This window comes from Nocardioides sp. YR527 (genome assembly GCF_900101045.1).
Lineage (GTDB): Bacteria > Actinomycetota > Actinomycetes > Propionibacteriales > Nocardioidaceae > Nocardioides.
The window spans coordinates 645963-672214 of the sequence record NZ_FNFN01000003.1; the positions used below are offsets into that span (position 1 = coordinate 645963).

Annotated in this window: 25 protein-coding genes and 3 tRNA genes; 18 read left to right on the forward strand and 10 right to left on the reverse strand. The window is 69.7% G+C overall.

Annotated elements, in window-relative coordinates:
* Positions 1-13 precede the first annotated feature (13 nt).
* Positions 14-1081, forward strand: a complete 1068-nt coding sequence (gene purM / locus BLT25_RS11615) for a phosphoribosylformylglycinamidine cyclo-ligase (protein ID WP_091046284.1) — start codon at positions 14-16, stop codon at positions 1079-1081.
* Positions 1082-1142: 61 nt separating this feature from the next.
* Here the strand turns inward: purM and BLT25_RS11620 are convergent, their stop codons facing one another.
* A complete protein-coding gene (locus BLT25_RS11620) occupies positions 1143-3290 on the reverse strand; it encodes a PhoX family protein (protein WP_218131311.1) in 2148 nt (715 codons plus the stop codon).
* A gap of 287 nt (positions 3291-3577) precedes the next feature.
* Between BLT25_RS11620 and BLT25_RS11625 the strand changes: the two genes are divergently transcribed.
* Positions 3578-3781, forward strand: a complete 204-nt coding sequence (locus BLT25_RS11625; protein WP_091045747.1) for a DUF3073 family protein — start codon at positions 3578-3580, stop codon at positions 3779-3781.
* A 42-nt stretch (positions 3782-3823) separates the two neighbouring features.
* Here BLT25_RS11625 and BLT25_RS11630 read toward each other — a convergent pair whose 3' ends face one another.
* From BLT25_RS11630 to BLT25_RS11640, 3 genes are all read right to left on the reverse strand, one after another.
* On the reverse strand, positions 3824-5164 hold the full coding sequence (locus BLT25_RS11630) for a hypothetical protein (RefSeq protein WP_091045750.1): 1341 nt from the start codon (positions 5162-5164) through the stop codon (positions 3824-3826).
* Between the two features lie 33 nt (positions 5165-5197).
* Entirely contained in the window at positions 5198-8638 is a 3441-nt protein-coding gene (locus BLT25_RS11635; protein ID WP_091045752.1) for an SCO7613 C-terminal domain-containing membrane protein, read from the reverse strand.
* Positions 8639-8763: 125 nt separating this feature from the next.
* Positions 8764-8837 (reverse strand) — tRNA-Phe (locus tag BLT25_RS11640).
* Positions 8838-8952: 115 nt separating this feature from the next.
* Here BLT25_RS11640 and BLT25_RS11645 point away from each other — a divergent pair.
* The 6 genes from BLT25_RS11645 to BLT25_RS11670 all read left to right on the forward strand — a co-directional run bounded on the left by BLT25_RS11645 (position 8953) and on the right by BLT25_RS11670 (position 14228).
* Positions 8953-9025: transfer RNA gene (locus BLT25_RS11645), tRNA-Glu, on the forward strand.
* A gap of 108 nt (positions 9026-9133) precedes the next feature.
* Positions 9134-10267 carry a MacS family sensor histidine kinase gene (macS, locus tag BLT25_RS11650; protein WP_256328554.1) on the forward strand — a complete coding sequence of 378 codons (1134 nt, stop codon included), beginning with the start codon at positions 9134-9136 and terminating at the stop codon, positions 10265-10267.
* On the forward strand, positions 10264-10905 hold the full coding sequence (locus BLT25_RS11655; RefSeq protein WP_091045754.1) for a response regulator: 642 nt from the start codon (positions 10264-10266) through the stop codon (positions 10903-10905). The genes macS and BLT25_RS11655 overlap by 4 nt, the downstream gene beginning before the upstream one ends.
* A gap of 50 nt (positions 10906-10955) precedes the next feature.
* Complete coding sequence (locus tag BLT25_RS11660) at positions 10956-12764, forward strand: hypothetical protein (protein ID WP_091045757.1); 1809 nt, start codon at positions 10956-10958, stop codon at positions 12762-12764.
* Positions 12765-12840: 76 nt separating this feature from the next.
* Positions 12841-12914: transfer RNA gene (locus BLT25_RS11665), tRNA-Asp, on the forward strand.
* 579 nt (positions 12915-13493) lie between these two features.
* Positions 13494-14228, forward strand: coding sequence for a hypothetical protein (locus BLT25_RS11670; protein WP_143033723.1), 735 nt, complete (start codon positions 13494-13496; stop codon positions 14226-14228).
* Between the two features lie 80 nt (positions 14229-14308).
* Here BLT25_RS11670 and BLT25_RS11675 read toward each other — a convergent pair whose 3' ends face one another.
* The gene (locus BLT25_RS11675) at positions 14309-15358 is read right to left on the reverse strand and encodes a hypothetical protein (RefSeq protein ID WP_091045762.1); all 1050 of its coding nucleotides are present in this window, start codon (positions 15356-15358) and stop codon (positions 14309-14311) included.
* A gap of 282 nt (positions 15359-15640) precedes the next feature.
* Between BLT25_RS11675 and BLT25_RS11680 the strand changes: the two genes are divergently transcribed.
* Both BLT25_RS11680 and BLT25_RS11685 read left to right on the forward strand, forming a co-directional pair.
* Positions 15641-15988: a WhiB family transcriptional regulator gene (locus BLT25_RS11680; protein WP_091046290.1), complete on the forward strand. Its 348-nt coding sequence runs from the start codon at positions 15641-15643 to the stop codon at positions 15986-15988.
* A gap of 21 nt (positions 15989-16009) precedes the next feature.
* Positions 16010-16375 (forward strand): metallopeptidase family protein, encoded by a 366-nt coding sequence (locus BLT25_RS11685; RefSeq protein WP_371113333.1) that lies wholly within the window; start codon positions 16010-16012, stop codon positions 16373-16375.
* Here the strand turns inward: BLT25_RS11685 and crcB are convergent.
* The 3 genes from crcB to BLT25_RS11700 are packed head-to-tail and all read right to left on the reverse strand — an operon-like array spanning position 16372 to position 18170.
* The gene (gene crcB / locus BLT25_RS11690) at positions 16372-16740 is read right to left on the reverse strand and encodes a fluoride efflux transporter CrcB (RefSeq protein WP_091045766.1); all 369 of its coding nucleotides are present in this window, start codon (positions 16738-16740) and stop codon (positions 16372-16374) included. The two genes, BLT25_RS11685 and crcB, sit on opposite strands and share 4 nt — an antisense overlap.
* Entirely contained in the window at positions 16737-17225 is a 489-nt protein-coding gene (locus BLT25_RS11695) for a fluoride efflux transporter FluC (protein WP_091045768.1), read from the reverse strand. Before BLT25_RS11695 ends, crcB begins: the two co-directional genes overlap by 4 nt.
* A gap of 18 nt (positions 17226-17243) precedes the next feature.
* The gene (locus BLT25_RS11700) at positions 17244-18170 is read right to left on the reverse strand and encodes an ATP-binding protein (RefSeq protein WP_091045770.1); all 927 of its coding nucleotides are present in this window, start codon (positions 18168-18170) and stop codon (positions 17244-17246) included.
* Between the two features lie 311 nt (positions 18171-18481).
* On the opposite strand from BLT25_RS11700, the gene BLT25_RS11705 reads away from it, so the two are divergent.
* From BLT25_RS11705 to BLT25_RS11730, 6 genes are all read left to right on the forward strand, one after another.
* Positions 18482-19924 (forward strand): NAD(P)/FAD-dependent oxidoreductase, encoded by a 1443-nt coding sequence (locus tag BLT25_RS11705; RefSeq protein WP_091045771.1) that lies wholly within the window; start codon positions 18482-18484, stop codon positions 19922-19924.
* A gap of 145 nt (positions 19925-20069) precedes the next feature.
* On the forward strand, positions 20070-20909 hold the full coding sequence (locus BLT25_RS11710; RefSeq protein WP_091045773.1) for an alpha/beta fold hydrolase: 840 nt from the start codon (positions 20070-20072) through the stop codon (positions 20907-20909).
* A 79-nt stretch (positions 20910-20988) separates the two neighbouring features.
* The gene (locus BLT25_RS11715) at positions 20989-21939 is read left to right on the forward strand and encodes a metal-dependent hydrolase (protein ID WP_091045775.1); all 951 of its coding nucleotides are present in this window, start codon (positions 20989-20991) and stop codon (positions 21937-21939) included.
* Between the two features lie 79 nt (positions 21940-22018).
* Entirely contained in the window at positions 22019-23095 is a 1077-nt protein-coding gene (locus BLT25_RS11720) for a PDR/VanB family oxidoreductase (RefSeq protein WP_091045777.1), read from the forward strand.
* A 52-nt stretch (positions 23096-23147) separates the two neighbouring features.
* A complete protein-coding gene (locus BLT25_RS11725) occupies positions 23148-23681 on the forward strand; it encodes a GNAT family N-acetyltransferase (RefSeq protein WP_091045779.1) in 534 nt (177 codons plus the stop codon).
* Positions 23678-23956, forward strand: coding sequence for a hypothetical protein (locus tag BLT25_RS11730; protein ID WP_091045782.1), 279 nt, complete (start codon positions 23678-23680; stop codon positions 23954-23956). Before BLT25_RS11725 ends, BLT25_RS11730 begins: the two co-directional genes overlap by 4 nt.
* Before the next feature lie 4 nt (positions 23957-23960).
* On the opposite strand, the gene BLT25_RS30415 is transcribed toward BLT25_RS11730, so the two are convergent.
* Entirely contained in the window at positions 23961-24092 is a 132-nt protein-coding gene (locus BLT25_RS30415) for a hypothetical protein (protein WP_256328555.1), read from the reverse strand.
* A gap of 250 nt (positions 24093-24342) precedes the next feature.
* Between BLT25_RS30415 and BLT25_RS29855 the strand changes: the two genes are divergently transcribed.
* Positions 24343-24573 carry a hypothetical protein gene (locus BLT25_RS29855; RefSeq protein ID WP_176883816.1) on the forward strand — a complete coding sequence of 77 codons (231 nt, stop codon included), beginning with the start codon at positions 24343-24345 and terminating at the stop codon, positions 24571-24573.
* A gap of 34 nt (positions 24574-24607) precedes the next feature.
* On the opposite strand, the gene BLT25_RS11740 is transcribed toward BLT25_RS29855, so the two are convergent.
* Positions 24608-25375: an IclR family transcriptional regulator gene (locus BLT25_RS11740; RefSeq protein ID WP_091045783.1), complete on the reverse strand. Its 768-nt coding sequence runs from the start codon at positions 25373-25375 to the stop codon at positions 24608-24610.
* A 69-nt stretch (positions 25376-25444) separates the two neighbouring features.
* Here BLT25_RS11740 and BLT25_RS11745 point away from each other — a divergent pair, with 69 nt between their 5' ends.
* Entirely contained in the window at positions 25445-26248 is an 804-nt protein-coding gene (locus tag BLT25_RS11745; protein ID WP_091045786.1) for a 2-keto-4-pentenoate hydratase, read from the forward strand.
* Positions 26249-26252: the final 4 nt, after the last annotated feature.

The following is a 26252-nucleotide window of genomic DNA, read 5'->3' on the forward strand; positions in this document are numbered from 1 at the left end:
CGGAGATCTTGACGTGACTCAGAGCCAGAACGCGTACGCCGCAGCAGGTGTCGACATCCACGCCGGCGACCGCGCCGTGGATCTGATGAAGGTCTGGATCGAGAAGTCCCGGCGCCCCGAGGTGCTCGGCGGGGTCGGTGGCTTCGCCGGTCTCTTCGACGCGAGCGCCCTGAAGGCGTACGAGCGTCCGCTGCTGGCCACCTCGACCGACGGCGTCGGCACCAAGGTCGCGATCGCGCAGGCGCTGGACAAGCACGACACGATCGGGTTCGACCTGGTCGGCATGGTCGTCGACGACCTGGTCGTGTGTGGCGCCGAGCCGCTGTTCATGACCGACTACATCGCCACCGGGAAGGTCATCCCGGAGCGGGTTGCGGCGATCGTCAAGGGTATCGCCGAAGCGTGTGTCGAGGCCGGCTGCGCGCTGGTCGGTGGCGAGACCGCCGAGCACCCGGGTCTGCTTGCTGCCGACGAGTACGACGTTGCCGGTGCGGCCACCGGCGTCGTCGAGGCCGACAAGCTGCTCGGTGCGAACCTGGTCAAGGCGGGCGACGTCGTCCTCGCCATGGAGGCCTCCGGCCTGCACTCCAACGGCTTCTCCCTGGTCCGCCACGTGCTGCTCAACTCGGGCGCCTACACGCTCGACGCGCAGGTCGCCGAGCTCGGGAAGACCCTCGGCGAGGAGCTCCTCACCCCGACCCGCGTCTACGCCAAGGCCTGCCTGGAGCTGGCCCGTGGGACGAAGACCCACGCGATGTCCCACGTCACCGGTGGCGGCCTCGCCGCCAACCTGGAGCGGGTCATGCCCGCGGAGCTCTCCGCGCGCATCGACCGCACCACCTGGACCCCGGCGCCCGTCTTCGACCTCGTCCGCCGCACCGGCTCCGTGGCCCTGCCCGACCTGGAGATGACCCTCAACTGTGGCGTCGGCATGGTCGCGCTGGTCGACCCCGAGGACGTCGACGAGGCCGTACGCATCCTCGCCGGCTACGACATCCGCGCCTGGGCCGCCGGTGAGGTCACCGACACCCCGGGTGGCAAGGTCGAGCTGACCGGCTCCTACGCCGGCTGGACCGCCTGAGCCCAGCACAGCGAGAAGGGCGCCGGCGCGACTGCTCCGGCGCCCTTCTGCGTCTCTCACGTCACTTCTTGAAGACCTGCACCACCGACGGCCGCGGACCCGCGAACTCGCCCTTGGCGGCCTCACCCTTCACGTAGTCGGGGAAGAAGGAGTGCTGGTCGGCCCAGGAGCCGTCCTCGCCCGGGTGCTGGACGGCGACGAAGACCGAGCCGTCCTTGTCGTGGATGACCGGGCCGCAGGTCTCGCTCTCGCGCGGGACCGACAGGAACTGCTGTACGTGGCCGCGCTCGCGTCCCTCCAGTGGGACCTTGAACAGCCCGTCGCACTTCTGGATCGTGCTCGGTGCGCCGTCCGTGGAGATCCACAGGTTGCCCTCGGAGTCGAAGGCGACGTTGTCGGGGCAGGAGATCGGCGAGACCTTGTCGACCGGGTAGCCGGCGAAGTAGGTCGACTCGTTGGTCGCCGGGTCGCCGGCGACGAGGAGCAGCGACCACGTGAAGGTGCCCGCGGCCGCGTCGTTGCGGGCCTCGGTGATCTCGACGATGTGGCCGTCACGGTTGGTGTTGCGCGGGTTGGGCTCGGTGGCCGACTCCTTGCCCACCTTGCCGCGGTCGGTGTTGTTGGTGCACGCGACGTACACCTTGCCGGTCTTCGGTGACGGCTCCACGTCCTCGCAACGGTCCATCTTGGTCGCGTTGACCTGGTCGGCGGCCAGGCGGGTGTAGACGAGCACGTCGGCCACCGTCATGCCCGGCACCCGGCTCGCGCCGTTCAGGACCAGCGGCACCCACTGGCCGTAGCCGTCGAACTTGCCGTCGGCCGGCAGCGTGCCCGAGCCGTCGATCTCGGCCGGGGCCGAGTCGCCGAAGAGGCGCGCGACGTAGAGGTCGCCCTCGGTGAGCAGGTCGAGGTTCGCGGCGCGGTCGCGCGGGTTGTACGTACCCTTGGAGACGAACTTGTAGAGGTAGTCGAACCGCTCGTCGTCGCCCATGTAGGCCACCGCGTGGCCGGACTTGGAGATCGTGACGTTGGCGCCCTCGTGCTTGAAGCGACCGAGGTTGGTGTGCTTGCGCGGCGTCGAGGTCGGGTCGGTGGGGTCGATCTCCACGATGTAGCCGAACCGGTTGGGCTCGTTCTCGTAGCCCGGCTTGCGAGCGTCCCAGCGGGCCTCGACGGTCTCGAAGCCGTACGTCGTCTTCGTCCCGCTCGCGAGGCCGTAGCGCTTGTCGCTCGCGCTGGTCCCGGCGGTCAGGAAGTAGCCGTTGAAGTTCTCCTCGCCGGTGAGGATCGTGCCCCACGGGGTGGTGCCGCCGGAGCAGTTGCCGACCATGCCGGAGATCGTCGTGCCGGTCGGGTCGTCGACCGTCTTGAGCAGGTCGGAGCCGGCCGCCGGGCCGGTCGCCTTGAAGGTCGTGGTGGCGGTGATCCGGCGGTTCTTGGGGGCGCCCTGGACGTACGTCCACTTCTTGCCCTTGCGGGAGCGCTCCAGCTCCACGATGGAGAAGCCGTGAGCGGCCATGGCGATCTTCACGGCCTCGGTCGGGTCGAGGCTCGGCGGGAACATGATGCCGGCGTTGACGTACTCGTGGTTGTTGCAGAGCAGCGCCTTGGTGCCGGCGCTGTTGGTGACGATGATGTCGAGGTAGTCGGAGTTGTAGCCGAAGGCGAGCTCCTGCTTCGCGGCGGTCTGCGCGGAGGCGTCGAAGGGCTCACCACCGGCCAGGATCGGGTCGCCCCACCGCAGGATCGGCTCCCAGGTGTAGCCGCGCGGGACGACGAGCTCGTCGACCTCCGCGTTCACCGGCGAGATCGGGGCGAAGGGCAGGTTGCCGGGGCGGCCGCTGCCTCGGCCGGCCTGGAGGCCGCCCGAGGCGACCGGACCCGTCACCGCGGCCGCGGCGGTCGGGGAGGTGGCGCCCAGGGCGATCGCCCCCGCGCTGATACCGGCGAACCCGAGCATCTTGCGGCGGCTGAACACCGAACCCGCGATGTCGCGGAAGTACTCGTTCTCGGAGGTGTTGGGCGCGGGCTTGGCGCAAGCGCTGTCGCACTTGAGGGCGCAGGTCACCGCGCTGCGCTTGCCGCGGGTGTGTCCAGCCATAGGAAGCAGGGACAGCATGGAGCGCCGGCCATCGGTGACGGCGGGCGCAGCCTCGTCGCTGCACGAGGGACAGGCGGTGTCGGTCTGGATGTCGCTCAGTTCGGTCACTGCATTTCCGTTCAAGACGCGTTGTGTCAGGTCTCCCAAGAATCGGAAGGGAGGCTATGCGCGGCGAGACAACCGTCCGACCCCTCAATCTGTCGTCCGGGTGAACGGCGAATGACGACTCATCAGGCTCAGATTCGTGTGACGTCAGTAACATTCGCTGCTAGCGAACGGATTTTCGACACCCCGGCGTGCGGATTCTTGGCATGAACCGGTAGCGTTATCCCTACGAGAAACCTGTGAACAGCCCGGGACTATCCCGGCCAAGTGCGACGAGGGGGCTGGACCCTATGGGGCGCGGCCGAGCGAAAGCCAAGCAGACGAAGGTCGCACGCGACCTGAAGTACCGGACCTATGAGACGGACTTCGGGGCCCTTGCGCGCGAACTTCATGGTGATGAAGACACCGGTCAGACGACGGATCAGAAGTCCGATCAGAAGCCGGACGACTACGACGACTGGTCGGACTACGACGCGGGATCCTCGCGCGACTAGGGTTTGTCGACCAACGGTGGCAACGCCTTGGTCGACATCCCCTCAGACCGATCGGCCCCGGGTCGATCGGCTCAGGACAACCTCCCCGTGAGTGCCGTAGCCAGGTAGCCGGCCGCCGTAGGGCGTGCCGTCGAAGGCGACGTGCAACCACTCGTCTCCCACCGGGATCAGAGTGGGCCACGGAAGGTTCGAGACGTACGCCGAGCGGAGTTCTGCGACCTCGTTGAGGTCCAGGTCGAAGATCGGGTAGCGAGCACGGACGTGACGCGGGTTGTCGCGCCCGTCGCTGGCTCCGACGACGACTGTGCCGTCCAGCGGGACGAGCGTGGTTCCCTCGGTGGCCGTCCGGTCGGTTCGCGCTGCCCGCAGGCTGAGCGCGTCCAGGCTCGGCCCGCCGGCGATCACGGGATGGAAGTCGAAGTACTTCTTCGTGCTGACATAGCCGACCAGCCACTCGCCGTCGCGGTGTAGGAGGTGGGGGTCCCAGACCCCGACCGACCTGCTGTGCCGGCTCTCGGCGCGCTCGGCGCTCTCGGTCGGCAGGGCGAGCGGGGTCGAGTCGAGGACGTGCTCGCCTCGGGTCAGGTCCGCGCGCGAGCGTGCGATCGTGACCCCGACCGCGCTCCAGGGCTTGCTGGGGTCGGTCTTGTCCGGGGCCTTGAAACCTCCCCAGGTGCTCGTCGCGACCAGCCACTCGTCGCCGTCGCGCACGAGGTGGGTCGCGTGGTCGCCGTAGACCAGGTCGTCCCGGCGGAAGTAGAGCGCCCCGCGGTGGACGAGGTCGTACGTCACCGGGTCCAGTGCCCACACCGAGGTGTGCGCGGTGGGGAAGAAGCCCGGCCCGGCGCTGGTGGCGGTGAGCAGCAGGGTGCCGTCGTCCTCGCGGAACGGCGAGCCGTCGGCGTACGTCACCACCCGGATGTCGCGCAGGCCGAGCTGCCCGAAGGCGCCGCTGCGTACCTCCTCGGCCGAGCCCTCGTGGCCTGCGGTCAGGCCGGCGAGCCACGACTCCTCGCGCGGCTCGATCCCGACCTCGGTGAGGTCGACCCGTGCTCGGGCCGCCCAGACGCCGTCCTGGTAGGTCATCGCGGTCAGCATCGTCCCGGTCAGCGTCAGCGCGAACCGGGCGACCCCGCGACCGACCCGGCCGTGGCGCCGGCTCGCGTGAGACGTACGCCGCGACCCGGTCGTCACCGTCAGCGACACTCGCCGCCCGTCGTAGCTCCCGGTGAGCACGTCCCCGCCCGAGGTGAAGCTGAGCGAGACCGGGCCGTCACAGGCCGCCTCGATCGCGGCGTTGGCCGCGGGCCGGGAGAAGGTGCTGGACTCGATCGTGATCGTGACGGGGCGCTGGCGACGTACGACCTTGAATTCGGGGAACATCGGCTCCAGTCTTCCGGGCGCGTGGGCACCGACCTAACGCAGCCCCCGGACATAGGCGGTGGCCCGCCGCAGGTCGTGGAGCCGCGCCTCCCAGGTGATGCCGAGGAAGAGCAGCAGGAGCCCGGCCGCACCGAGCACCCACCACTGCTGCAGCGACTCCGCCGACGGCATCTGGGCCAGGGCCAGGACGGAGGCGACCAGGGCGCCACCGACCAGGGGTGCCGCCCAGCGCAGCAGGGCGCCGCCGATGATGAAGGCCAGGCAGGCGAGGCCGAGCACGGCGGTCCGCATCGAGACCGGGTCCTGGAGGGCCGCCGGGACGGACGGGATGAGCGCGAGGAAGACGCCCGGCCCGAGCACCGGCAGCGAGGCGACCTCCCGGTCGAGTCGGAGCTTGACCACGCCGAAGACGACCAGCGCGATCGCGGGTGGCAGCGTGTAGTACTCCCAGGTCGTGACCGAGGTGTCGGCCAGTCGGATCCACAGCGCGATGGTGGCCAGGCCGGCGCCGACCCACCCCAGCCAGCGACGCTCGTGATGGGCGATCGCGTGCGCGGAGACGGCGGCGGCGGCGAGGATCAGCAGGATGCTGAGCCAGGGGAGATCGACTCCGCGAGAACCGACCGCGGTCGGCCCGTCCGGGGTCAGGACGATCGTGGGACCGAGGCTGACCGTGCCGACGACGATCGAGACGACCGCGGCGACCGCGGCGGTGATCTCGGCCGAGGGCAGCAGCCGGAAGATGGTGACGGCGGTCAGGATGACGATGATCCCGGCAGCGGCGTACGGCTCGGGGATGTCGTTGACGCCGGCGAACATCCAGCAGAACGCGGTCAGCGTGACGATCCAGTAGGGAGCAGTGACGGCCTTGGTCTGCAGCTCCTGGCTGAGCCGGTCCACGGCGACCGCCGCGACGGTGAGCACTCCGGCCACCACCAGCGCCAGGAGCTCGTTGGTGAAGGCGGCGCCGAGCGATCCGAGGCCGAGCAGACCGGCGACCGTGAGCCGTGGCCCGGACTGCTGCGGATCGTGACGCAGGATCGTCGCGATGCACATGACCCCGGCGATCAGCAGCAGGATCGCCAGCCAGTCGGTGTCGAGCGCCCAGGCCTCGCCGAAGGAACCCAGCACGATCGACACCGCGGCGCCGGTGGCGGCCGCCGCCTCGATGGCGGGGCTGCGGCGTACGAGCACGATGACGCCCATCGCCATGACGACCACCACCGCGGTGTAGGGATGCTCGATGTCGGCCAACCGGGCCGCCTGCCACACGGCAGCGGTCAGGGCGAGGATCCAGTAGGCGGTCGCGACCTCCCGGGTCGTGCCGGACTGGACGCGGTCGACGATGAGGCCGAGGGCGGTGAGGATGAGGGTCACGGACAGTGCGAGCACGTCGCCGGAGAGGACCGCGGCCGTGGCCGCGCCGAGGCCGACGGTGCCGGCCACGGCCAGCGCGGGAGGCTGGCGGTGGTGCAGGCCGATGGCCGCGGCGAGGATGGTGGCGATGGTCAGCAGGACCGCCGCCCAGGTGACGTCGACCGCGCCGATCCCGATCGAGATCGCGGCGCAGGCCACGGCCGCCCACCAGCCCGACCCCCGGAAGCGGAAGAGCGTGATCAGGCCGAGGACCGTGACGATCACGCAGGCGGCCCACTGTCGCTCGACGTCGATCAGCGGGGCGAGCGACCACAGGCCGAGGGTGAGCGTCACCACCGAGTAGCTGGCGGTGACCTCACGATCGGCGCCGAGCAGACCCTGACCCGCGTACGCGGCCACCGCCGCCAGTGCGAGTGCGACGACCACGGTGAGCAGGTCGCTGGGCAGGGCCGCGGCGAGCGCGACCAGCCCGAAGATGCCGGCGGCCAGGAGCCGCGGCCACCGCTCCGCCCACCAGGCCAGCGCGACGGCGACACCGAGCAGCAGCAGCGCCGGGAACAGCAGCGGGGCGCCGTAGCAGGCGGCCGTGATCGCGAGCCCGGCGAGGCCGCCGGAGAAGAGGATCCAGCCGATGGTCGGCCGGTAGGTGCGGAACGCGGGCGGGTTGATCCGGAAGAACCAGGCGGTGCCGAGAGCGAAGATCGCGGCCTCCGCGGGCAGGGTCAGCCAGCCGGGCAGCAACGGCTCCGGACCGGTGACCGGGGAGAACGCCGACTCGGTCCAGGGCACGGCCGCGAGCCGGACGGCGGCCGAGACCGCCAGGATGAGGACGGTGATGCCCAGGCCCACGGCGTACGGCGTCAACGCGGCGGCGGCCCAGCGCCAGGGCCGGGGGAGCGCGACGAGCGCGCCGGCGGCGACCAGGGTGACCACCACGGCCACGACCGTCAGGGTGACCGCGCCGTCGTCGAGAGCGGGCTGGGTGAAGGTGTAGGCGGCGATCAGGAGAGACACCCCGACCATCGCGACCTTGGCGTCCTTGGGCAGCGGGAACAGCAGCGCCACGACCGTCAGCAGCGCGGCGGCGCCGAGCAGCAGCGGCAGGGTGCCACCGCGCAGCAGCTCGGAACCGGTCAGCGCGGGATCTGCCAGGCCGCGGACGAGCAGCATCAACCAGAAGCCGGCCATCACGACCATCGCGCCGATTGTCAGCGCCTGCAGGTCGGTCTTGCTCGCCACGATCACCACGACGAGGGCGATGACCGCTGCGACCAGCGGGAACCAGATGAGGTCGGAGATGAGCTCGAGACCGATCAGGGCGGTGAGTACGCCGGCGGCGGCCGCCACCTGTGGCCCGATCACCGCGGTGAGCTTCTCGCTGCGCGCGCCGATCAGGGACATCGCGGTGCCGGCCAGGAAGACGACCACACCGACGATGACCAGGAAGCCACGGTCCCAGGCGACTCCGTCGAGCCAACCGGCGTACTTCATCCCGGCCACGTCCAGGGCGAGCAGACCCAGCGCGAGTGTCCAGACTCCTTCGGTGCCGGCCCGTAGCTCGAGATGCATCAGCAACGCGCCGCCGATCGTGAAGAGCGCGGTGAAGACGACCAGCATCGTGGTACGGCCGCCGACGCCCATCGTGGCCCAGGCGACCGCGAGGAAGATGACGCCGGCGACCAGCAGGAAGAGCACGCCGACGCCGACCAGGATCAGCGGCACCGTGATCGGCGCCCGCCGGGCGACCGGAGCACCCGGGAACGGCGCCGGTCCGGCCATGGCGGTCGCTGCTGGGGCGGGGGCCGGGGGCGGGGGCGGGAGGGGTGCGGCCTCGGGCTCGGGCAGGATCAGCGGCGGCGCCGCGGGAGGCGCGGAGACCGGCAAAGGAGCGGGCGGCGGGGTCCGTCGCGCGGCTCGGCTCGCCTCCTCCCGGATCGAGCGCAACCGGGTCATGAGTACGTCGGCCCGCAGCAGGGTGCCGTAGAGCTCCTGCGCGACAGCGTTCTCCAGTGGCAGCCCACAGTGCGGGCAGGGGCTGGTACCGGGCTCGAAGGCCTCCCGGCAGTCGGGGCAGCGACCAGGATCGGCGTACTTCACAGCCAACCATCCTTGCGTAGTTCCGCCGATGCGCGTGCGGGAAACGCAGGGTGTGCGCTGAGACTTGATCCAGAATGACAACCGGCTTCGACCCATAACTGCAGGTCGAAGCCGGTTGTTGCTTGTGGGCAGGGGCGGGGTCGAACCGCCGACCTATCACTTTTCAGGCGATCGCTCGTACCAACTGAGCTACCTGCCCAAGCGAGATGAAACATTACCGGAAGCGCCCGCGACGTTCCGAATCGGGACCCGATACCGGACGTACGGCCTCGCTTTGGCGGCCTCGGACGCAGACCTCTAGGATGTCCCGGCAGGCCCCCTTCGTCTAGCGGCCCAGGACCCCGCCCTTTCACGGCGGTAGCGCCGGTTCGAATCCGGTAGGGGGTACACAGTCTTTCCATGACCCGAGTCTCGCCGCGCGAGCACCCGGCCGGCATCCGCACGGATACTCATATCCAGGACGTACGGGGTCGCGCGGATGCGACACTTCCGACTGTGAGTGCGTGGACGTCGCCAGCGGCGATCGAGGTCGAGAGCCGGCTCTTCCGAGCGCTGGCGGTGTTGCGTGTGGTCGTGCTGATCAACGCGCTCGGGCTGACGATCTACCGCGCCGCGAACTTCGACCCGCCCGCGGCCGCGCTGGTCTGCGCGCTCGTCATGGTGGGGTGGACCGTCTTCGCGCTCTGGGCGTACGCAGCACCTGCCCGCCGCACGGCGGTGCTCGTCGGTGCCGACCTGGCGGTCGCGCTCGGGCTCCTGCTCGTGACCCCGCTGGTGAAGGGGCCGGGGTTCCAGGCGAGCGTGCCGGGGTTCTGGGTGAGCGGCGCGCTGCTCGCGTGCGCGATCCACTACCGCTGGATCGGCGGGCTGCTGGCCGGGGTGGCCCTGGCGGCCGTCGATCTGGCGCAGCGTCAGGAGATCGACCAGGCGATCTACGGAAACGCGTTCCTGCTGCTCATCGGGGGCCCGGTGGTCGGCTACATGTGCGAGTCGGTGCAGCGGATGGCGCTGGAGCGGGACGAGGCCCAGCGTGCGGCCGCGCGGGCCGAGGAGCGGGCCCGGCTCGCCCGGGCGGTCCACGACGGGGTGCTCCAGGTCCTCGCCCTGGTCCAGCGCCGCGGCGGTGAGCTGGGTGGTGACGCCGCCGAGCTCGGCAGGCTGGCGGGGGAGCAGGAGCGAGAGCTGCGAGCGCTGATCCGTGGCGAGCAGCCCGGCCAGGGCCCGGCCGCCGGGATGAGAGATCTCGCCGTGGCTCTCGCCGAGCTCGAGACCGGCACCGTGACCGTGTCCGGACCCGCGACCGCCGTCGAGATGCCCGCCCGCCAGGCCGAGGAGATCGTCGCCGCGACTCGTGCGGCCCTGGACAACGTACGCCGTCACGTCGGTGAGGACGCCCGTGCCTGGGTGCTCCTGCAGGCCTTTCCCGACCATGTCGAGGTCTCGGTGCGTGACGACGGGCCAGGCATCGCGGAGGGCCGGGTCATCGAGGCCGGGGAGCAGGGCAGGCTCGGCATCAGCGAGTCGATCCGTGGCCGGATCGAGGACCTCGGCGGCAAGGCAGAACTGATCACCGGAGCAACCGGGACCGAGTGGGAGCTCACGGTCCCCCGAACAGGAGTGCACGCATGAGCAGAGTGATGGTTGTCGATGACCACCCGATGTGGCGCGACGCGGTCGAGCGCGACCTGACCGGTGCGGGCTTCGAGGTCGTGGCCACAGCCAGCACCGGCCGCGAGGCGATCACCCGGTTCGCCGCAACCCGGCCGGAGGTGGTGGTGCTCGACCTGCAGATCCCCGAGCCCGACGGCGTCCAGGTCACCACCGAGATCATCTCGCTGCACCCGGCGGCGAAGGTCCTCATCCTCTCCGCCTCCGGCGAGCAGAACGACGTGCTCGCGGCGGTCAAGGCCGGCGCGACCGGCTACCTGGTCAAGTCCGCCTCGCGCGACGAGCTCCTGGAGGCCGTACGCCGCGTCGCCGCCGGGGACCCGGTCTTCACCCCCGGCCTCGCCGGCCTCGTCCTGGGCGAGTTCCAGCACAGCGCCGCCACCGAGGTGCGGGGCGACAAGCCCACGCTCACCGACCGCGAGACCGAGATCCTCAAGCTCGTCGCCAAGGGTCTGAGCTACCGCCAGATCGCCGACCGCCTCGTGCTCTCCCACCGCACGGTCCAGAACCACGTACAGAACACCCTGCGCAAGCTCCAGATGCACAACCGCGTCGAGCTCACCCGCTACGCCATCGAGCAGGGCCTGGACGCCGACTGACCCCGTCCCAAATAGGCGGAGCAGCGCTCGGCATAGGAGAGAATCGAAGGGTGGTCTCGCTTCTCTACCTTCACGGCGTCGGCAACGGCGACCCCCGCGACGCCTGGCGCCGCGCGCTGGACAGCTCGCTGCAGGACGCCGGCTACCCGGGGCTCGACGAGGTCGAGGTGATCGCCCCGAAGTACCCCGACGTGCTGCGCACCGACGACGGCGACAAGACCATCAAGATCCCGCCGGTCACCGCGCCGAGGCTGAGCGCCGCCGACCAGCGGTACGTACGCCGCCGGGTCGAGCGCGCGACCGCGGAGCTCGAGACGATCCTCGGCGAACCCGTGCCCGCCTCGCCCGTCGGTGTCACCGACTCGCTGGCACCGATCGTGCTGCGCGTGCTCCGCCAGGCCCACAACTACGTGACCAAGCCCGGCATCCGGGCACGGACGCTGCGCATCGTGCTCGACGAGCTGCCCGAGGAGGGCGAGATCGTCATCGTCGGCCACAGCCTCGGTTCGATCATCGCGATCGACCTGCTCCGCCGGCTCCCGCCGAAGCTGACGGTCACCGGACTGGTGACGATAGGCAGCCCGGCCGCCCACCCGAACCTCCACGAGGACTCCGACCGGCTGGAGATGAAGGCGCCCGTCGACCACGTCGGCTGGTGGGTCAACGTCTGGAGCAACGGGGACGCGGTGACCGGCCTGCGCGGCATCTGGCGCCACTTCCCCTGGGCCCTCGACCTCCAGGTCGGGCTCGGCCTCGACCACCGCACCACGACCTACCTCCGCTCCAAGCCGGTCGCCAATGCGATCGGCCGCGGCCTGTTCGGCTCGCTCACCAAGGAGGTCGCGGTCGTCGAGGGCACCCCCGACGTCGCCCTGAACTCCCTCGAGGTGCGCCTGGCGCTGTGGCTCGCCTACGCCCAGTTCCTCCGCGACCACCTCAAGGGCGCCACCCAGGAACGCTTCGGCGCCGCCCTGCGCGTCGTCCAGCACGAGGTCCTGGAACGGCTGATCGAGAACTACCAGGCCGATGACGTTCGCATCCCCCAACAGCTCCTCGACCTGCGCGTCTCACCGACGGTGCACTTCTCCGAGGGCCTCGGCGACCGGGACCTACCGCGGCCCAAGCCGCTGACCCAGCTCTCCAAGGAGGAAGCCGTCCTCGCCCTGGTGGCGCTGGCGACCGCCAACCCGGTGCGGCCCTACGAGATCGACGTCCCCGATGACGTACGCCGCCAGGCCTTCCACGACCTGACGGTCTGGATGGGGCTCGGGGGAGGGCTCGGCGAGAACCTCCACATCGCGATGCAGTCCGCCTCGAAGGCCGTCTACCCGGTCGACCAGTGGAAGCTGTGGGTCGGCATCGGGATCGGCGCCGCCGTGCTGGTCGCCGGACCGATCGGGCTCGCCCTCGCCACCCCCGCCGGGCTCGCCGGGGGAGCGGCGATCATCGGTGCGCTCTCCGCCTTCGGCCCCGGCGGGATGGTCGGCGGACTCGTCACCGCCGGCGCGATCACCACCACCGGCGCCGGCACGATCGCCGCCACCCTCGTCTCCAGCTCGTCCACCGCCGAGGACGTCGAGGTCACCGTCATCCAGCTCCTCACCGCCGCGATCCTGCGCTCCCGCGAAGGTCTCGAGCAGGACCTCGGGGTCTGGCTCGCGATGTCCGAGATCCAGCGTCAGACCGGGCGCGAGGTCGCCCGGCTCGCGGCCTACAGCGACGACAAGGCCCCCGGTGTCGAGGCCCTCCGGCGCAAGGCTCGTGCCGCCGAACGCGCCATGGCCTACATGGTCAAGAACCGGCTCGTGGAGGGCCTCACCGACGAGGAACCCAAGGGCGAGGAGCCCTTCGAGGAGTAGGACGCCTCCCCGATTGTGAATCCCCCGCACCCATGGGCTATGTTTTTCCCGTTGCCGCAGACAGCGGAAACAACAAGGCCCTGTAGCGCAGTTGGTTAGCGCGCCGCCCTGTCACGGCGGAGGTCGCGAGTTCAAGTCTCGTCAGGGTCGCTCGAAACGAAGACGACGTGTGGCTGCAAAGCAGCCCACGTCGTTTCTCGATTTATATGGCGCGCTCCGCGCGCGGCGGGGGATATCCCCTGCACCCCCTTAGTTGCTCGGGGTGAATGTTTCTCGTTGGGGGTCGTGATCGGCGAGCTCGTTCGGCCGCTGGTCGAGCCGCCGGAGCCGCTAGGCGGAGGCGTGTCGAGACCAACACGGTTCTTGGCGCGCTCGATCGGCTCGCCGTTTGCCCCTGTTTGCTGTGGCTGGAGGGTCTTGTTTCCGTTGGTGTGACTCGTGGGTCGGGTGTGGTTCTGGGAGGGCGGGACACGCCGGGCTGTGGCGAGCGCGGGGGGCTTCGAGCGTGGGAGGGTGGTCGTCCTGCTTCGGCAGGAGTCTCGGGCCGGAGATCCCTCGATCTCACCCCCGGTTCGGGCCGTTCGACCGTGTGGGATATAAGCCGATTTGGCGGTAACGTGCGGGCTGCTGTTCTCTCGTGAGAGGATTCTGCCGCTTGTGTCGACGTCGCAGTTCGGCAGGGCACGGGGGAACGACTCAGACGTTCGGTACTCAGGAGGCAACACCACCATGTCGTCGTACTACCCGCATCGGCCGCCCCATGCGGCGAGTGCGGACGAGCTTGCGTCACGGATGCAGACGAACGGTGCCTACCGCACCCCAGCCGCGCCCGCGCAGCAGCAGCCCCCCGCCCTTGGTTGGGACCAGCGTCCGCAGCAGTCCCAGGCCCAGCCTCAGTACCAGGAGCCGGCGATCCAGCAGCCGGCCGTGATGGCGCAGACGACCGGAACGCACTGGCCGCAGTTCGTCAACAACAACCGCCTCATCGGTGCGCTCGTCGCCGGTTTCGGTGCGACCCAGCTCGCCACGATGTTCGGCTACTGGATCTACGGCCTGGGCATCATGGACGGCCCGCTGGACTTCGCGTTCTTCAACGGCGTCATCCTGACCCCGAACGCCACCGCCAACGAGGCCGGCTTCGCCGTCTCGCAGTGGTTCGCCGGTATGGGCTTCCACTACTTCAACGGCATGGTCTTCGCGCTCGCCTACGCTCTGGTGATCTTCCCGTGGCTCGGCAAGACCCACACCACCTCGAGCAACCTCGCGCGCTCGCTCGGCATGGGTATGTTCCTCGCCACCGCTTCCTGCGGTTGGTGGATCCCGGCCCTGCACCCGGAGGACGTCATCGGCATCGACCCGGGCTTCTTCTCGATCAACCTCGGGTGGGGCACCGTCCTGGGTGTCTACCTGTGGCACCTCGTCTGGGCGGTCGCCCTCGGCCTGTTCTTCAACCCGCAGGACTGAGCCACAGCAAACACGAGAGCCCCAGCCGATCGGCTGGGGCTCTCGTCGTATGTAGAAGCAGATCCGTACGCAGCGTCCGACTACTCGGGCCAGGCGTCGAAGACCTGGCCACCGTTGGTGGTCAGGTGGTTGTGCAGCTGCTCGCCGGCAGCGGCGTCGCGCAGCGTACGAAGCACGAGGCGGCGTCCGTCGGACGGGTTGGCCGTCGGCGGTCCCGGGGTCAGGGCCATGGTCTCGGTGACCCGCTCGGCCAGCAGTCGCAGGTGGCTGCGCTCGCCACCGGCGTAGATGACGTGGGTCTGCTCCAGCGGGGAGGCCCACAGGATGTTGCCCTCGACGACGATCAGGCGTGACTCGGTGGCCATCACCTTCATCTCGACGTCGGTCATGTTCTGGATCATGTCGGCGCCGGCGAGGATCGACTCGCCCTCGCGCAGGAAGGCGGGGAGCGCGCGGGCGAGGTTGGCCTCGACCATCGCGGCCTCCTCACGGGCACGCTGCTGGGCCGCCTGCTGACCGGCGTACGGGCCACTGCCGACGGCACGCTGAGTGCCCGTGTTCGGGGCCTGGCCGTAGGAGCCGGTGTTGGTGCCGTACGCGCCCTGGTTGGGGTAGTAGGAGCCCGTGTTCGGGCCCGGGTAGGAGCCCGGGTTCGGGTAGGACCCCGGGGCCGGAGCGACACCGTAGTTCGGCGGAGCGGTCTGGCCGTAGGGAGTGCCGCCGTACTCGCCACCCCAGCTGGTGTCGACGTTCACCTGCGCGCCGGCGGCGCGCGCGGCGTAGTCGAGAGTCGGGAAGAAGTCGTGGAAGGCGTCCTTGTCCCGGATCTTCATCGTCGTGGAGTAGGACGATCCCGGGACCAGCGCCTCGATGATGAAGTCGCCCAGGCTGGGCGGCGGAGGAACGCCGATGAAGGTGAGTACGGCCAGGTTGACGGAGAAGACGCGCTCGTGGAACTCGAACATCACCCGGCGGTCGGTCAAAAAGGCGTGACCCGAGGCATTCCCCTCGTGGGGAAACTTGACCGCGACCCGGGCCCACTGGACCTCACCGGGCTGCAACAGGGACTTCACCAGGAGCCAGTCGCGGGTCTCCGAGGCGATGGCTCGACTGTTGGGATCATGCGCCATCCGTCGGTGGAAATCCTCCACGGGTCGGTGGCCTACGGTGATGGACGCCGAGGCCCTTCTCATTGAGCGCATGTTCGCAAACCCTAGCCCTTACTCCCTCTAGTGTGGACAGTTTGTACCAGCAGGGTCGCGATGTTGTGGAATCCCCTGATGTAGATGACACCTCAACTCTGCGTGACCGATTCAAGCACCTGCCTATTGACAGAAAACTGACAGGCCATCCGACCACCCTCTTCGGTGGGTATCCCTGACGACGGGGATCAGCGAGGGGATGGGGCTGTGATGACTGGTTCGCCTGTGGCGACGGCAAGAGAGACGACCGGCGTGCACTGGAGCGAGCTGCCGTGCGCCATCGAGGACGGAGATCTGTGGTTCGCCGCGACCAGCGCCGACGCGGACCGCGCCAAGGAGCTGTGTCGTACGTGTCCGCTGCAGCGTTCCTGCCTGCAGGGCGCGATCGCCCGGCAGGAGCCGCACGGCGTGTGGGGTGGTGAGGTCTTCTACGAGGGAATCGTCGTCGCGCGCAAGCGCACCCGCGGCCGCCCGCGCAACGGAGAGCTCCGCCAGCGGGACCTGGAGCGCCAGGCTCGCGCAAACCTTCGGAAAAATACTTCCGAAGCAGTTGCATAGCGGTAACTGTCACCCGGCAGAATGTCCTCTGTGGGGACTGAGACAAGCCCAGAGCGCTTCAACGAACTCGTGGACCAGGCACTCGACGCCATCCCGGACGAGCTGGCCGCCCAGGTGCACAACCTCGTCGTGCTCGTCGAGGAGTGGCCGCCCGAGGGCGAGCCCCAAGACACCCTCGGTCTCTACGACGGCGTCGCGCTGACCGACCGCAACGACCTCTACGGCCTCACGCTGCCGGACCGGATCTTCATCTTCCGCCAGCCTCTTCAGCGGATGTGCGAGGACGAGGTCGACCTGGCCGCCGAGATCCGCATCACCGTCGTCCACGAGATCGCCCACCACTTCGGCATCGACGACGAGAAGCTCCACCAGCTCGGCTGGGCCTAGAGGGTCGATCCGATCAGCCAGCCGAGGCTGACCGCGGCGGTCCCGACGGCGAGGGAGCCGAGGACGTTCAGCGCGGCCGATCGCCACTGCCCGTTCTCGGCCAGGCGGACGGTCTCGTAGGAGAACGTCGAGAACGTCGTCAGGGCCCCGCAGAAGCCGGTGCCGACCAGGGTGAGCACCCACCCGGGGAGTACGCCGCTCGCGGCCGCCCCGGCGAGCAGGCCGAGCACCAGCGAGCCGACGGCGTTGACCACCATCGTCCCCCACGGGAAGTCCGCGCCGGTCCGCTCCCGGACGTAGAGGTCGGTCAGGTAGCGCGCCGGAGCGCCGATCGCGCCGCCGAGCAGGACCAGGAGCGCGGTCACCGGTCCTCCTCTCGTGTTTGACTGGGGGAGGGGTCGGGATCGAGGTCGGGGTCGATGCCGTCGACCACGACCTCGCGGCCGCTGTCGAGCACGACCACCCGGCCGAGCGTCAGCCCGAGCCAGGCGGCGCCGATCCCGGCGATCACCGAGGCGAGCAGGTAGAACATCGCGAGTGCGGGCGCGTGCCCGCCCAGGACGTACGTCTCGAGCTCGTAGGTCGAGAACGTGGTGTAGCCGCCGAGCACGCCGACCCCGAGGAACGGGCGCAGGTAGCGGCCCCAGAACGGGACGGTGGACCACGGGCCCAGGACGAAGGCCATCAGCGCGCCCAGCAGGAGGCAGCCGGAGACGTTGGTCAGGAAGGTCGCCCACGGCCAGGAGTGGCCACCGTGTGGGAGGACGGTGGTGAGGCCCCAGCGAGCCAGCGAGCCGAGCGCTCCGCCGGCGGCGATGGGGGCGAGCAGGTCGCCATGCTCACGCAGCACGCGGACAGCGTACGGGTTCTAGTGCGCGTGGCCGGTCATGTGGGCCGCGCTCCACCTGGTGGGGCGGCCGCCGGCGGCCTGGGTGAGGTATTCGCCGAGGAACCAGCGCTGGAAGGTGACCTGCTCGGGCGAGCGGGCCAGGACCAGCAGTCGCTCCTGGCGGCAGAACTCGTCGATGAGGTCGAGCATGTCGAGGAAGCGGCGCATCGTCTCGGCCGCGGACCGCGGCATGCGTACGTGCAGGTCCGCCGTCTCCCGGTCACGGACCCCGGAGAGCTGGCCGTGGCCGAGGCCGTCGAGGAGCTGGCGCTCCAGCGAGCCGAACAGCGCCGAGAGGCTGGCGGCGAGCGGGTAGTCGTTGGCATGGGCGAGCGAGAGGAGGCGTACTTCGCGCCGCAGCTCCCGGAAGTGATACTGGAAGCCCTTGTAGAGCGCGAGGGGTACGCCGAGGATGCTGACCTCGACCGCCTCGGAGCCGAGGCGCTCGGGCTTCGGTGGCGCGCCGGGAGGCCCGGTGATCACGCCCTCGACGCCGTCGCCCTCGTCGATCTCGGCCGCGGGGGTGAACCAGACGGTCTTGCCGGACGCGTCGATGTCGGCGCCCCAGGCCTCCGAGACGCTGGCCACGATCGAGAGGCCGCGACCGACGGTCAGCAGGACCTCGTCCTCGTCGTCGAGGGCGAGCGGGACCGGCAGCAGGGGCGGCTCGGTCGAGGCGTCCCGGATCTCGACACGGGGGTGGTCGACGGTGCCGCGCATCCGGATCGTGACCGGGGCGGTGCCGTGGAACAGCGCGTTGGAGACCAGCTCGGAGACGCCGAACTCAGCGCAGTCCACGAGGTCGGTGCGCTCGATCTCCTCGCAGGCCGACCGGACCCAGACACGGGCGTCCTGGACGGCGCGGGAACCGGTGCGGAGCAGGAGAGCTGGCCGGCTCAACGGCATGTTCTCCTCCTCCGATCTCGCGGGTCGGGATACACACGTTTTGCTGTGTGCTGTTCGTTGCAAGAATTTTCCGCACTTGAAGGTGTCTGATCCGGGCCATGGACGACTAGGGCACAAGGTCCCGGTCGCCCTCACAGATTAAAGTCAAGGGGTTTCGACTCGGTAACGACACGCGGTGGGACGCATGCACGAGGTCTGTCCGGCGAGTGTGACGAAGTAGTCGCGCCCTGGAATGAACAGATCCGCCGGAATGGTTCAGAATAGTGAGTGGAACGTTCAAAACGTCTCGTGTCGAGGTAGGGGATTAGGCAATGTCAGCGGACCAGGCAAAGCACCGGGTCGTCATCATCGGGTCCGGCTTCGGGGGACTCTTCTCCGCGAAGGCGTTCAAGGGCCGCGACGACGTCGAGGTGACCGTGATCGCGAAGACTTCGCATCACCTGTTCCAGCCGCTGCTCTACCAGGTGGCGACCGGGATCCTCTCGCAGGGCGAGATCGCCCCGCCGACCCGCGACATCCTGCACCGGCAGAAGAACGCCACCGTCCTGCTCGGCGAGGTCAACGAGATCGACGCCGAGGCCAAGACGGTCAAGGCGAGCATGCTCAACCAGCAGATCGAGGTTCCGTACGACTCGCTGATCGTCGCCGCCGGCGCCGGCCAGTCCTACTTCGGCAACGACCAGTTCGCCGAGTTCGCGCCGGGCATGAAGTCGATCGACGACGCGCTCGAGCTGCGTGGCCGCATCTTCGGTGCCTTCGAGATCGCCGAGCTGACCGCCTCGCGCGGCGAGCCGATCGGTGACCTGCTCACCTTCGTCGTCGTCGGTGCCGGCCCGACCGGTGTGGAGATGGCCGGCCAGATCGCCGAGCTGTCCCGCCGGGTGCTGAAGAAGGACTTCACCCACATCCAGTCCGAGAAGGCCCGAGTGGTCCTGGTCGACGCAGCGCCGCAGGTGCTGCCGCCGTTCGGCGAGAAGCTCGGTGCCAAGGCGGAGAAGGCGCTGGAGGCGGCCGGTGTCGAGGTCGTCCTCGGCGCGATGGTCACCCATGTCGACGAGTTCGGCATCGAGATGAAGTTCAAGGACGGCAAGACCCAGCGGATCGGCTCGATCGCGAAGATCTGGGCTGCCGGTGTGCAGGCCTCCTCCCTGGGCAAGACGCTCTCGGAGCAGACCGGTGCCGAGCTCGACCGTGCCGGCCGGATCTCGGTCAACCCCGACCTGACCCTGCCGGGCCACCCTGAGATCTTCGTGGTCGGCGACATGATCAACCTGGACCACCTGCCCGGTGTCGCCCAGGTCGCGATCCAGGGTGGCAAGCACTCTGCCAAGACCATCAAGGCCCGCCTGAAGAACAAGCCGGAGCCCGGCAACTTCAAGTACTTCGACAAGGGCTCGATGGCCACCATCTCGCGCTTCAACGCGGTGCTGATGATGGGCAACTTCAGGCTCACCGGCATCCTCGCCTGGTTCGGCTGGCTGGTGGTGCACCTGGCCTACATGACCGGATTCCGCAACCGGCTCACCGCGACCCTGCACTGGATGATGTCCTTCATCGGCAAGGACCGCTCCGAGCGGACCACCACCATGCAGCAGATCTTCGCCCGTGAGGCGCTCGAACGCGTCCCGGGAGGTATGGCTGCCCTGATCGACGACCCGACCGAGGTCGCTCTGCAGGTCGAGCGCCGCCGCAAGGAGCTCGAGGACCAGGCTGCCGAGGAGTCGCGCCTGGCCGACTCCCACAGCGCCTCCTAGTCGCTGCTTCCCGACCGACCCGCCGCAGATCTTGTCTGCGGCGGGTCGCTCCATTTCCGGGATCCGGGATCGGTGCTTGCTATTGTTCGCGGACACGGTGTCTCATGTAAGTGCTGGTGAGATGCCCGCGATCGGAGGAGGAAGCGTGAACCAGGTGACCACACGGCTTGTCGAGACCACCGACGGGCTGGAGCTCGCGGTCCACGAGCAGGGTCCTGCCGGTGCGGAGACCGTGGTGCTCGTCCATGGCTACCCCGACAACCACTCCGTCTGGGACGGGGTCGCCAAGGTGCTCGCCGAGCGCTTCCACGTCGTCGCCTATGACGTACGCGGCACGGGTGGGTCGGGGGTTCCCGACTCGACCGCCGGCTACCGGCTGGCGCAGCTCTCCGCGGACTTCAAGGCGGTCATCGATGCCGTCTCGCCCGACGCGCCGGTGCACGTCGCGGCGCACGACTGGGGCTCGATCCAGACCTGGGAGTCGGTGACCGACCCGGCGCTGCGCAGCCGGATCGCGACGTACGTCTCGATCTCGGGGCCCGATCTGGGGATGGCGACCACCTGGCTGCGCGAGCGGACCCACCTGGGCAGCTCGCTGCGGCAGCTGGCCCACTCCTGGTACGTCTTCGCCTTCCAGCTGCCGCTGCTGCCCGAGGCGATGGTGCGCTCGGGACTGCTCGCCCGGTTCGTCGGCGGCGAGCCACGGCCGACGAAGGACCAGGTCAACGGGGTCGAGCTCTACCGGGCGAACTTCCTCGGCAAGCTGCTCCGTCCGGAGCCGCGGTCGACGCAGGTGCCGGTCCTGGTGCTCGCCCCGCGCGGCGACGACTACGTGACGGTGCCGCTGCAGACCGAGGCGCCCCGGGCGTACGCGACGTCCCTGGTCACCCAGGTCATCGACGGCGGTCACTGGGTGGTGGCCGCGGATCCGGAGCTGGTCGCGGGCGAGATCCGGGCCTTCATCGAGAAGGAAGGTGGGCGATGAGCGAGCGTCAGCGAGCGATCATCGGAACTTTCATCGGGCCGCGTCCGTATTCTGGCGCTGGCGCTACGGAGGTGGCCCGATGAGCAAGCAGGTGAAGGAGACCAAGCGCGGGCATGAGCCGGCCAAGGTGGCGCTCCACCCGCGGAACGTGAAGTTCGACTGGAGCAAGCTGCCGCTGGTGTGGATCCCGGGGGAGGTCTTCGCCTCGCACTACGTCAACGTGCTGCATCTGCTGCTGCCCGAGGGCGAGCGGTGGTTCGTCAAGGTGTTCTCCGAGATCCTGCCGCTGATCGAGGACGACCAGCTGCGCGAGGACGTGATCGGCTTCATCGGCCAGGAGGGCGTGCACGCCGCCGCCCACCAGGAGGTGCAGGACTACTTCACCGACAACGGCCTCGACGTACGTCCGTTCGCGGCCGAGATCGAGGCGCTGTTCCGCAAGATCCTGGGTGACCGTGACCTGACCGGTCGGGCCAAGGAGGAGTGGCTGATCGAGCGGGCCGCGATCATCGCGGGGCTCGAGCACCTCACCGCCGTGCTCGGCAACTGGGTGCTCAACTCGCCCGCGCTCGACGCGGCCGGCGCCGACGAGACGATGCTCGACCTGCTGCGCTGGCACGGCGCCGAGGAGGTCGAGCACCGCAACGTGGCCTACGACGTCTTCCAGCACGTCGACGGGCGCTACAGCCGCCGGGTCCGCTCCTACCTGCTCGGCGGCACCGCGCTGCTCGTGCTGTGGTGGCGAGGCGCCGGCTACCTGATGAAGAACGACCCGACCGAGTCGGACCCGGCGAAGCGACCCAAGGCGGGCCTGATCAAGCTGATCGACGCCGAGCGTCGCGGGCTGGTGCCGGGGGTCGTACGCATCGGATGGGCGACCTGGAAGTTCTTCCTGCCCAACTACGACCCGTCGGCGGAGGGCTCGACCGCGCAGGCGGTGAGCTACCTGGCCAAGTCGCCGGCGGCGCTGCGGGCCGACGCCATCGCGGAGAGGCAGATCGCGGAGTCGCAGATCGCGGAGGGCCAGTGAGCGAGCGTCAGCGAGCGAACCGACAGGGCATCACGCGACCGCGTCCGTATCCTGGCGCTTGCGCTACGGAGGTGGGTGCGTGACCAAGCCCGCGCACTACGCGGTCCCGGACATCCCCGACTCGCGGCTCTACCGGGGCTTCGAGGCGGTCGTCGGAGGCTACTGGACCAAGGCGGCCTACCGCTCCTGGCGGCGTCGCAAGCCGCTCGGCCGGATCGACCGGGATCTGCACGTACGCGTCAGCCGGATCGACGCGGAGGGTCTCGACGTCCGGGCGATCTGGTTCGAGCGTGAGGACGGAGCCGAGCTGCCGGCCTGGGACCCGGGCGCGCACGTCGACGTGGTTCTGCCGAGCGGCAGGCTGCGGCAGTACTCGCTCAACTCCGACCCCGACGACCTCTCCGCCTACCGGATCAGCGTGCGCCGGATCGAGCCGACCGCGGGCGGAGGCGGCGGGTCCGTCGAGGCGCACTACCTCTCCGTCGGTGACCGGCTGGTCCTGAAGGGACCGCGCAACGCCTTTCCGTTCGTCGACTCGCCCGCCGGCTACCTCTTCGTCGCCGGTGGCATCGGGATCACCCCGATCCTGCCGATGCTGCGCGACGTGGTCCGCCGGGGCGTGCCGTACGAGTTCGTCTACACCGGTCGCTCGCGCGAGACGATGCCGTTCCTGGCGGAGATCCGGGAGATCGTCGGCCACCATGAGATCCAGCTCTGGCCCGACGACGAGATGGGTGTGCCCGACGCGGCCAAGATCATCTCGTTCGCGCCCGAAGGGGCCGCGCTCTACTGCTGCGGTCCGATGCCGATGATCGACGCGATCCGCGCGCAGATCCCCGACCCGCTGATCGACACGCTGCACTACGAGCGGTTCTCGCCGCCGCCGGTGCTCGGCGGAAGCCCGTTCCGGGTGAGGCTCGAGGACTCCGACGTCGAGGTCGAGGTGGGTGCCGAGGAGTCGGCGCTGACCGCTGTCCGCCGGGTGCGGCCGGCCCAGGCGTACTCGTGTCAGCAGGGGTTCTGTGGCACCTGCCGAGTGCGGGTGCTGGAGGGGGAGGTGGAGCACCGCGACCACGCCCTGGCCGACTACGAGCGCGATGGCCACATGATCCTCTGTGTCTCGCGCGCGAAGGGGACCGTGGTGATCGACGGCTGAGGCCGGCGATAACGTTTTGCTCGGCGGGCGGCGGGCTGATGTCCTGTGCGACATGACAGCCCTCGCCGTTCCCACGATCGATCTCTATGACTCCTGGGCGGCCTGTGTCGCCGAGTTCGGCGGGGCCCATCTCGACGGTGCCTCCATCCCCGACGAGGAGGCCGCTGACGTGAGCCGGGAGGCATGCGAGCGGCTGGTCGCGAAGACCGCTCGGGACCGGGACGTGTCGGTGCCGCCTTCCGCAGGGCGCGTTCACGCCTCGGCCTTCTGGATCATCGAGGGCTCCGAGGTGGTCGGGTTCATCCAGCTCCGACACACGCTCAACGAGTTCCTGGAGCAGCTCGGCGGCCACATCGGCTACTCGGTGCGTGCCTCGGCCCGTCGCCGGGGCCACGCCGCCCGGGCCCTCGGGCTGGTGCTCGAGGAGGCCCGCGGGCTCGGCCTGGAACGAGTGATGATCACCTGCGACGACGACAACGAGGGCTCCGCGCGGACCATCGAGTCCCAGGGTGGCGAACTCCAGGACGTCATCGACGGCTCTGCGTACGGCTACGGGCCGACCCGCCGCTACTGGATCAAGCTGTGAGCGAGTCCGGGGTCGCCACCGCGGGCGAGGTCGAGTGGGCGCTGGCCGGCGAGTCCGCCGCGCCGGCCGGGCTGGTCGACGAGGTGTTGACGGAGCTGCGCACCACCGGACGTACGCCCGAGGTGGCTGTCGACGTGCTGCGCGCCGCCGCCTTCCGGCTCGTCTCGGAGGACCGGCTCGACGAGGTCGGTCGAGCCTGGCTGGAGCTCCTCGACGCGGTCCGTGCGCACCCGGACGCCCGGTTGGCCGACCTGCCGCCGGCGCGCACCGACTGAGGAGTCAGCTCGCGGTCCGGGCCGCCATCACCCCGAAGCCCGCGATGTATTCCTTGATCGGTCGGTAGTGCTCGTAGTCGACCTGGTAGGCGCTGCCGACGGAGAGAGCGGCGAAGGCGGCTACCCAGGTGCGCACCCTCGTGGGCCGAGTTGCCGGCTTCCTTCGCCATCCGGGTCGGGTCCATCGCATCGATCGGGGAGAGGTCGCCGGAGGCGAACACCTTCATCAGCGAGCGGTCCCACTCCGGAGCGAGGTCCTGGATGGTGGACGTCCCGGCGGCGAAGCCTCGTCCGGTCTGGATGACCCGACGGTCGGGGTCGCGCCGTACTACGCGAACAGCCCTTCGATCTACCCGACCGCGATCCGGGCCGCTGCGGTCGGCCTGATGAGGGGCGTGGGCCGCATCGTCGCCTTCTTCGCGCCCAACCTGGCCACCTTCCTCCAGGAGCGCGGCATGAGCCCGGCGGAGCTCTACCGGCTCTACGGCGTCGTGCTGCTGCTCTCCGGCATCGCGGTGATCGCGCTCCACGCCACCTATCGACGTCTCAACCGCGCCGACGCCATGGAGGCGGAGGAGGAGGCCGAGCGTGCCGAGAGGGTTGCGGCTGATGCCTGAGCCACGGCGGGCGAGGCGCTGCGCGGGGCCCGTGTCAGCGGTTCAGCGACCGGCGCCTGGCCACCAGGCTGGAGATGCCCTGAGCCGCGGCCCGCACGGCATCGGTGTGGGTCTCGGGCCGGAAGCGGCCCACCGGTCCGGTGATCGAGATGGCGGCGAGCACTCGGTCGGCGTCGGTCAGCACGGGGGCAGCGATGCACTGCAGGCCCGCCGCGGACTCTTCGTGCTCGAAGGCCACTCCGTTCTCGAGCACGGCGTCGAGCTGCCGCTCGAGCAGCCCTGGCGCGACGATCGTGTGCGGAGTTCGTCGCTCGAGGGGGCCGTTGAGGATCTCCTGCCGCACGTCCGCGTCGGAGTAGGCGAGCAGGACCTTGCCGATGGCGGTGCAGTGCACCGGCATTCGGCCACCGGTGCGAGAGGGGGTCGGCGCCTGGCGATGGCCGCCGATCTTGGCGACGTAGACGACATCGCGCCCCTCGCGTACGCCCAGGTGGACGGTCTCGTGAGTGCGTTCGTAGAGGTCTTGGAGGAACGGCATCGCCAGCTCCAGGAGGGAGCGTTCCACCGAGGCGCGCATGCCGAGCTCGAAGAGCCCGCCGGAGAGGCGGTAGCCGAGACTGGTGCGTTCCAGGAGCCGGTTGGTGACCAGGTCACCGGCAACGCGGTGGGCGGTCGCCTTGGGGAGCCCGGTGCGGCGGACGAGCTCGGCCAGGGAGAGCACCTGGTCGTCGACAGTGAAGGCCCGCAGGATGGTCACCGCCTTGCCGAGCACGGTGTCGAGATCGGCAGGCTGATGCGGCATGGGATCACCGTACCGGTCAGCGGGACGACAGCCCACCTGATCTGGCCCGACTGCTGAGACCGTGGGCATATGAACGAAGTGACCTCCCCGTCCGATGCTGCCGTCGATGCCGCGGCAGATCGGCTGCTGACCGCCTCGGCCACGGGCATCCCCGTGCCGCCGATGCGGGACCTGCTTGACGCGACCGACCTGAAGACGGCGTACGCGATCCAGGAGCGCCTCACCGCCACCCGGCTCGCAGGCGGGGCGAAGATCGTGGGCCGCAAGATCGGGCTCACCTCCAAGGCGGTGCAGGAGCAGATCGGCGTGGACACCCCCGACTTCGGCGTGCTCTTCGACGACATGGCGTACGCGGACGGCGACTCGCTCCCGGCCGACGCGATCCTGCAGCCGCGGGCCGAGGCCGAGATCGCCTTCGTCCTCGCCTCGGACCTGGCCGAGGGCGACCTGAGCTACGACCAGGTCAGGGAGGCCATCGACTACGCCGTCGCCGCAATCGAGATCTGCGGGTCGCGCATCGCCGACTGGAAGATCGCCTTCGGCGACACCGTCGCGGACAACGCCTCCGCGGGTGCGTACGTCCTCGGGACCGAGCGCCGGCGGCTGGACGAGTTCGAGCCCAAGGACGTCTCGATGTCGATGTCGATCGACGACGAGGAGGTCTCGACCGGCACCGGGGCCGCCTGCCTGGGCGACCCGGTCAACGCCGTCCAGTGGCTGGCTCGCTACGCCAGAGACTTCGGTGAGCCGCTGCGCGCCGGCCAGCTCATCCTCTCGGGCGCGCTCGGGCCGATGCGGCCGATCGTCCCGGGCAACACCGTTCGTTCCACCGTGTCGGGCCTCGGCTCGGTGGCTTTCACCGTAGGGAAGTGACCTC

Excerpts from the sequence above, each read along its gene's own strand:
- BLT25_RS11625 (WP_091045747.1), top strand. The coding sequence starts at position 3,578 with ATGGGGCGCGGCCGAGCGAAAGCCAAGCAGACGAAGGTCGCACGCGAC.
- BLT25_RS11630 (WP_091045750.1), bottom strand. The coding sequence starts at position 5,164 with ATGTTCCCCGAATTCAAGGTCGTACGTCGCCAGCGCCCCGTCACGATC.
- BLT25_RS11655 (WP_091045754.1), top strand. The coding sequence starts at position 10,264 with ATGAGCAGAGTGATGGTTGTCGATGACCACCCGATGTGGCGCGACGCG.
- BLT25_RS11670 (WP_143033723.1), top strand. The coding sequence starts at position 13,494 with ATGTCGTCGTACTACCCGCATCGGCCGCCCCATGCGGCGAGTGCGGAC.
- BLT25_RS11675 (WP_091045762.1), bottom strand. The coding sequence starts at position 15,358 with ATGGCGCATGATCCCAACAGTCGAGCCATCGCCTCGGAGACCCGCGAC.
- BLT25_RS11680 (WP_091046290.1), top strand. The coding sequence starts at position 15,641 with ATGACTGGTTCGCCTGTGGCGACGGCAAGAGAGACGACCGGCGTGCAC.
- BLT25_RS11685 (WP_371113333.1), top strand. The coding sequence starts at position 16,010 with ATGTCCTCTGTGGGGACTGAGACAAGCCCAGAGCGCTTCAACGAACTC.
- BLT25_RS11700 (WP_091045770.1), bottom strand. The coding sequence starts at position 18,170 with ATGCCGTTGAGCCGGCCAGCTCTCCTGCTCCGCACCGGTTCCCGCGCC.
- BLT25_RS11705 (WP_091045771.1), top strand. The coding sequence starts at position 18,482 with ATGTCAGCGGACCAGGCAAAGCACCGGGTCGTCATCATCGGGTCCGGC.
- BLT25_RS11715 (WP_091045775.1), top strand. The coding sequence starts at position 20,989 with ATGAGCAAGCAGGTGAAGGAGACCAAGCGCGGGCATGAGCCGGCCAAG.
- BLT25_RS11725 (WP_091045779.1), top strand. The coding sequence starts at position 23,148 with ATGACAGCCCTCGCCGTTCCCACGATCGATCTCTATGACTCCTGGGCG.
- BLT25_RS29855 (WP_176883816.1), top strand. The coding sequence starts at position 24,343 with ATGAGGGGCGTGGGCCGCATCGTCGCCTTCTTCGCGCCCAACCTGGCC.
- BLT25_RS11740 (WP_091045783.1), bottom strand. The coding sequence starts at position 25,375 with ATGCCGCATCAGCCTGCCGATCTCGACACCGTGCTCGGCAAGGCGGTG.
- BLT25_RS11745 (WP_091045786.1), top strand. The coding sequence starts at position 25,445 with ATGAACGAAGTGACCTCCCCGTCCGATGCTGCCGTCGATGCCGCGGCA.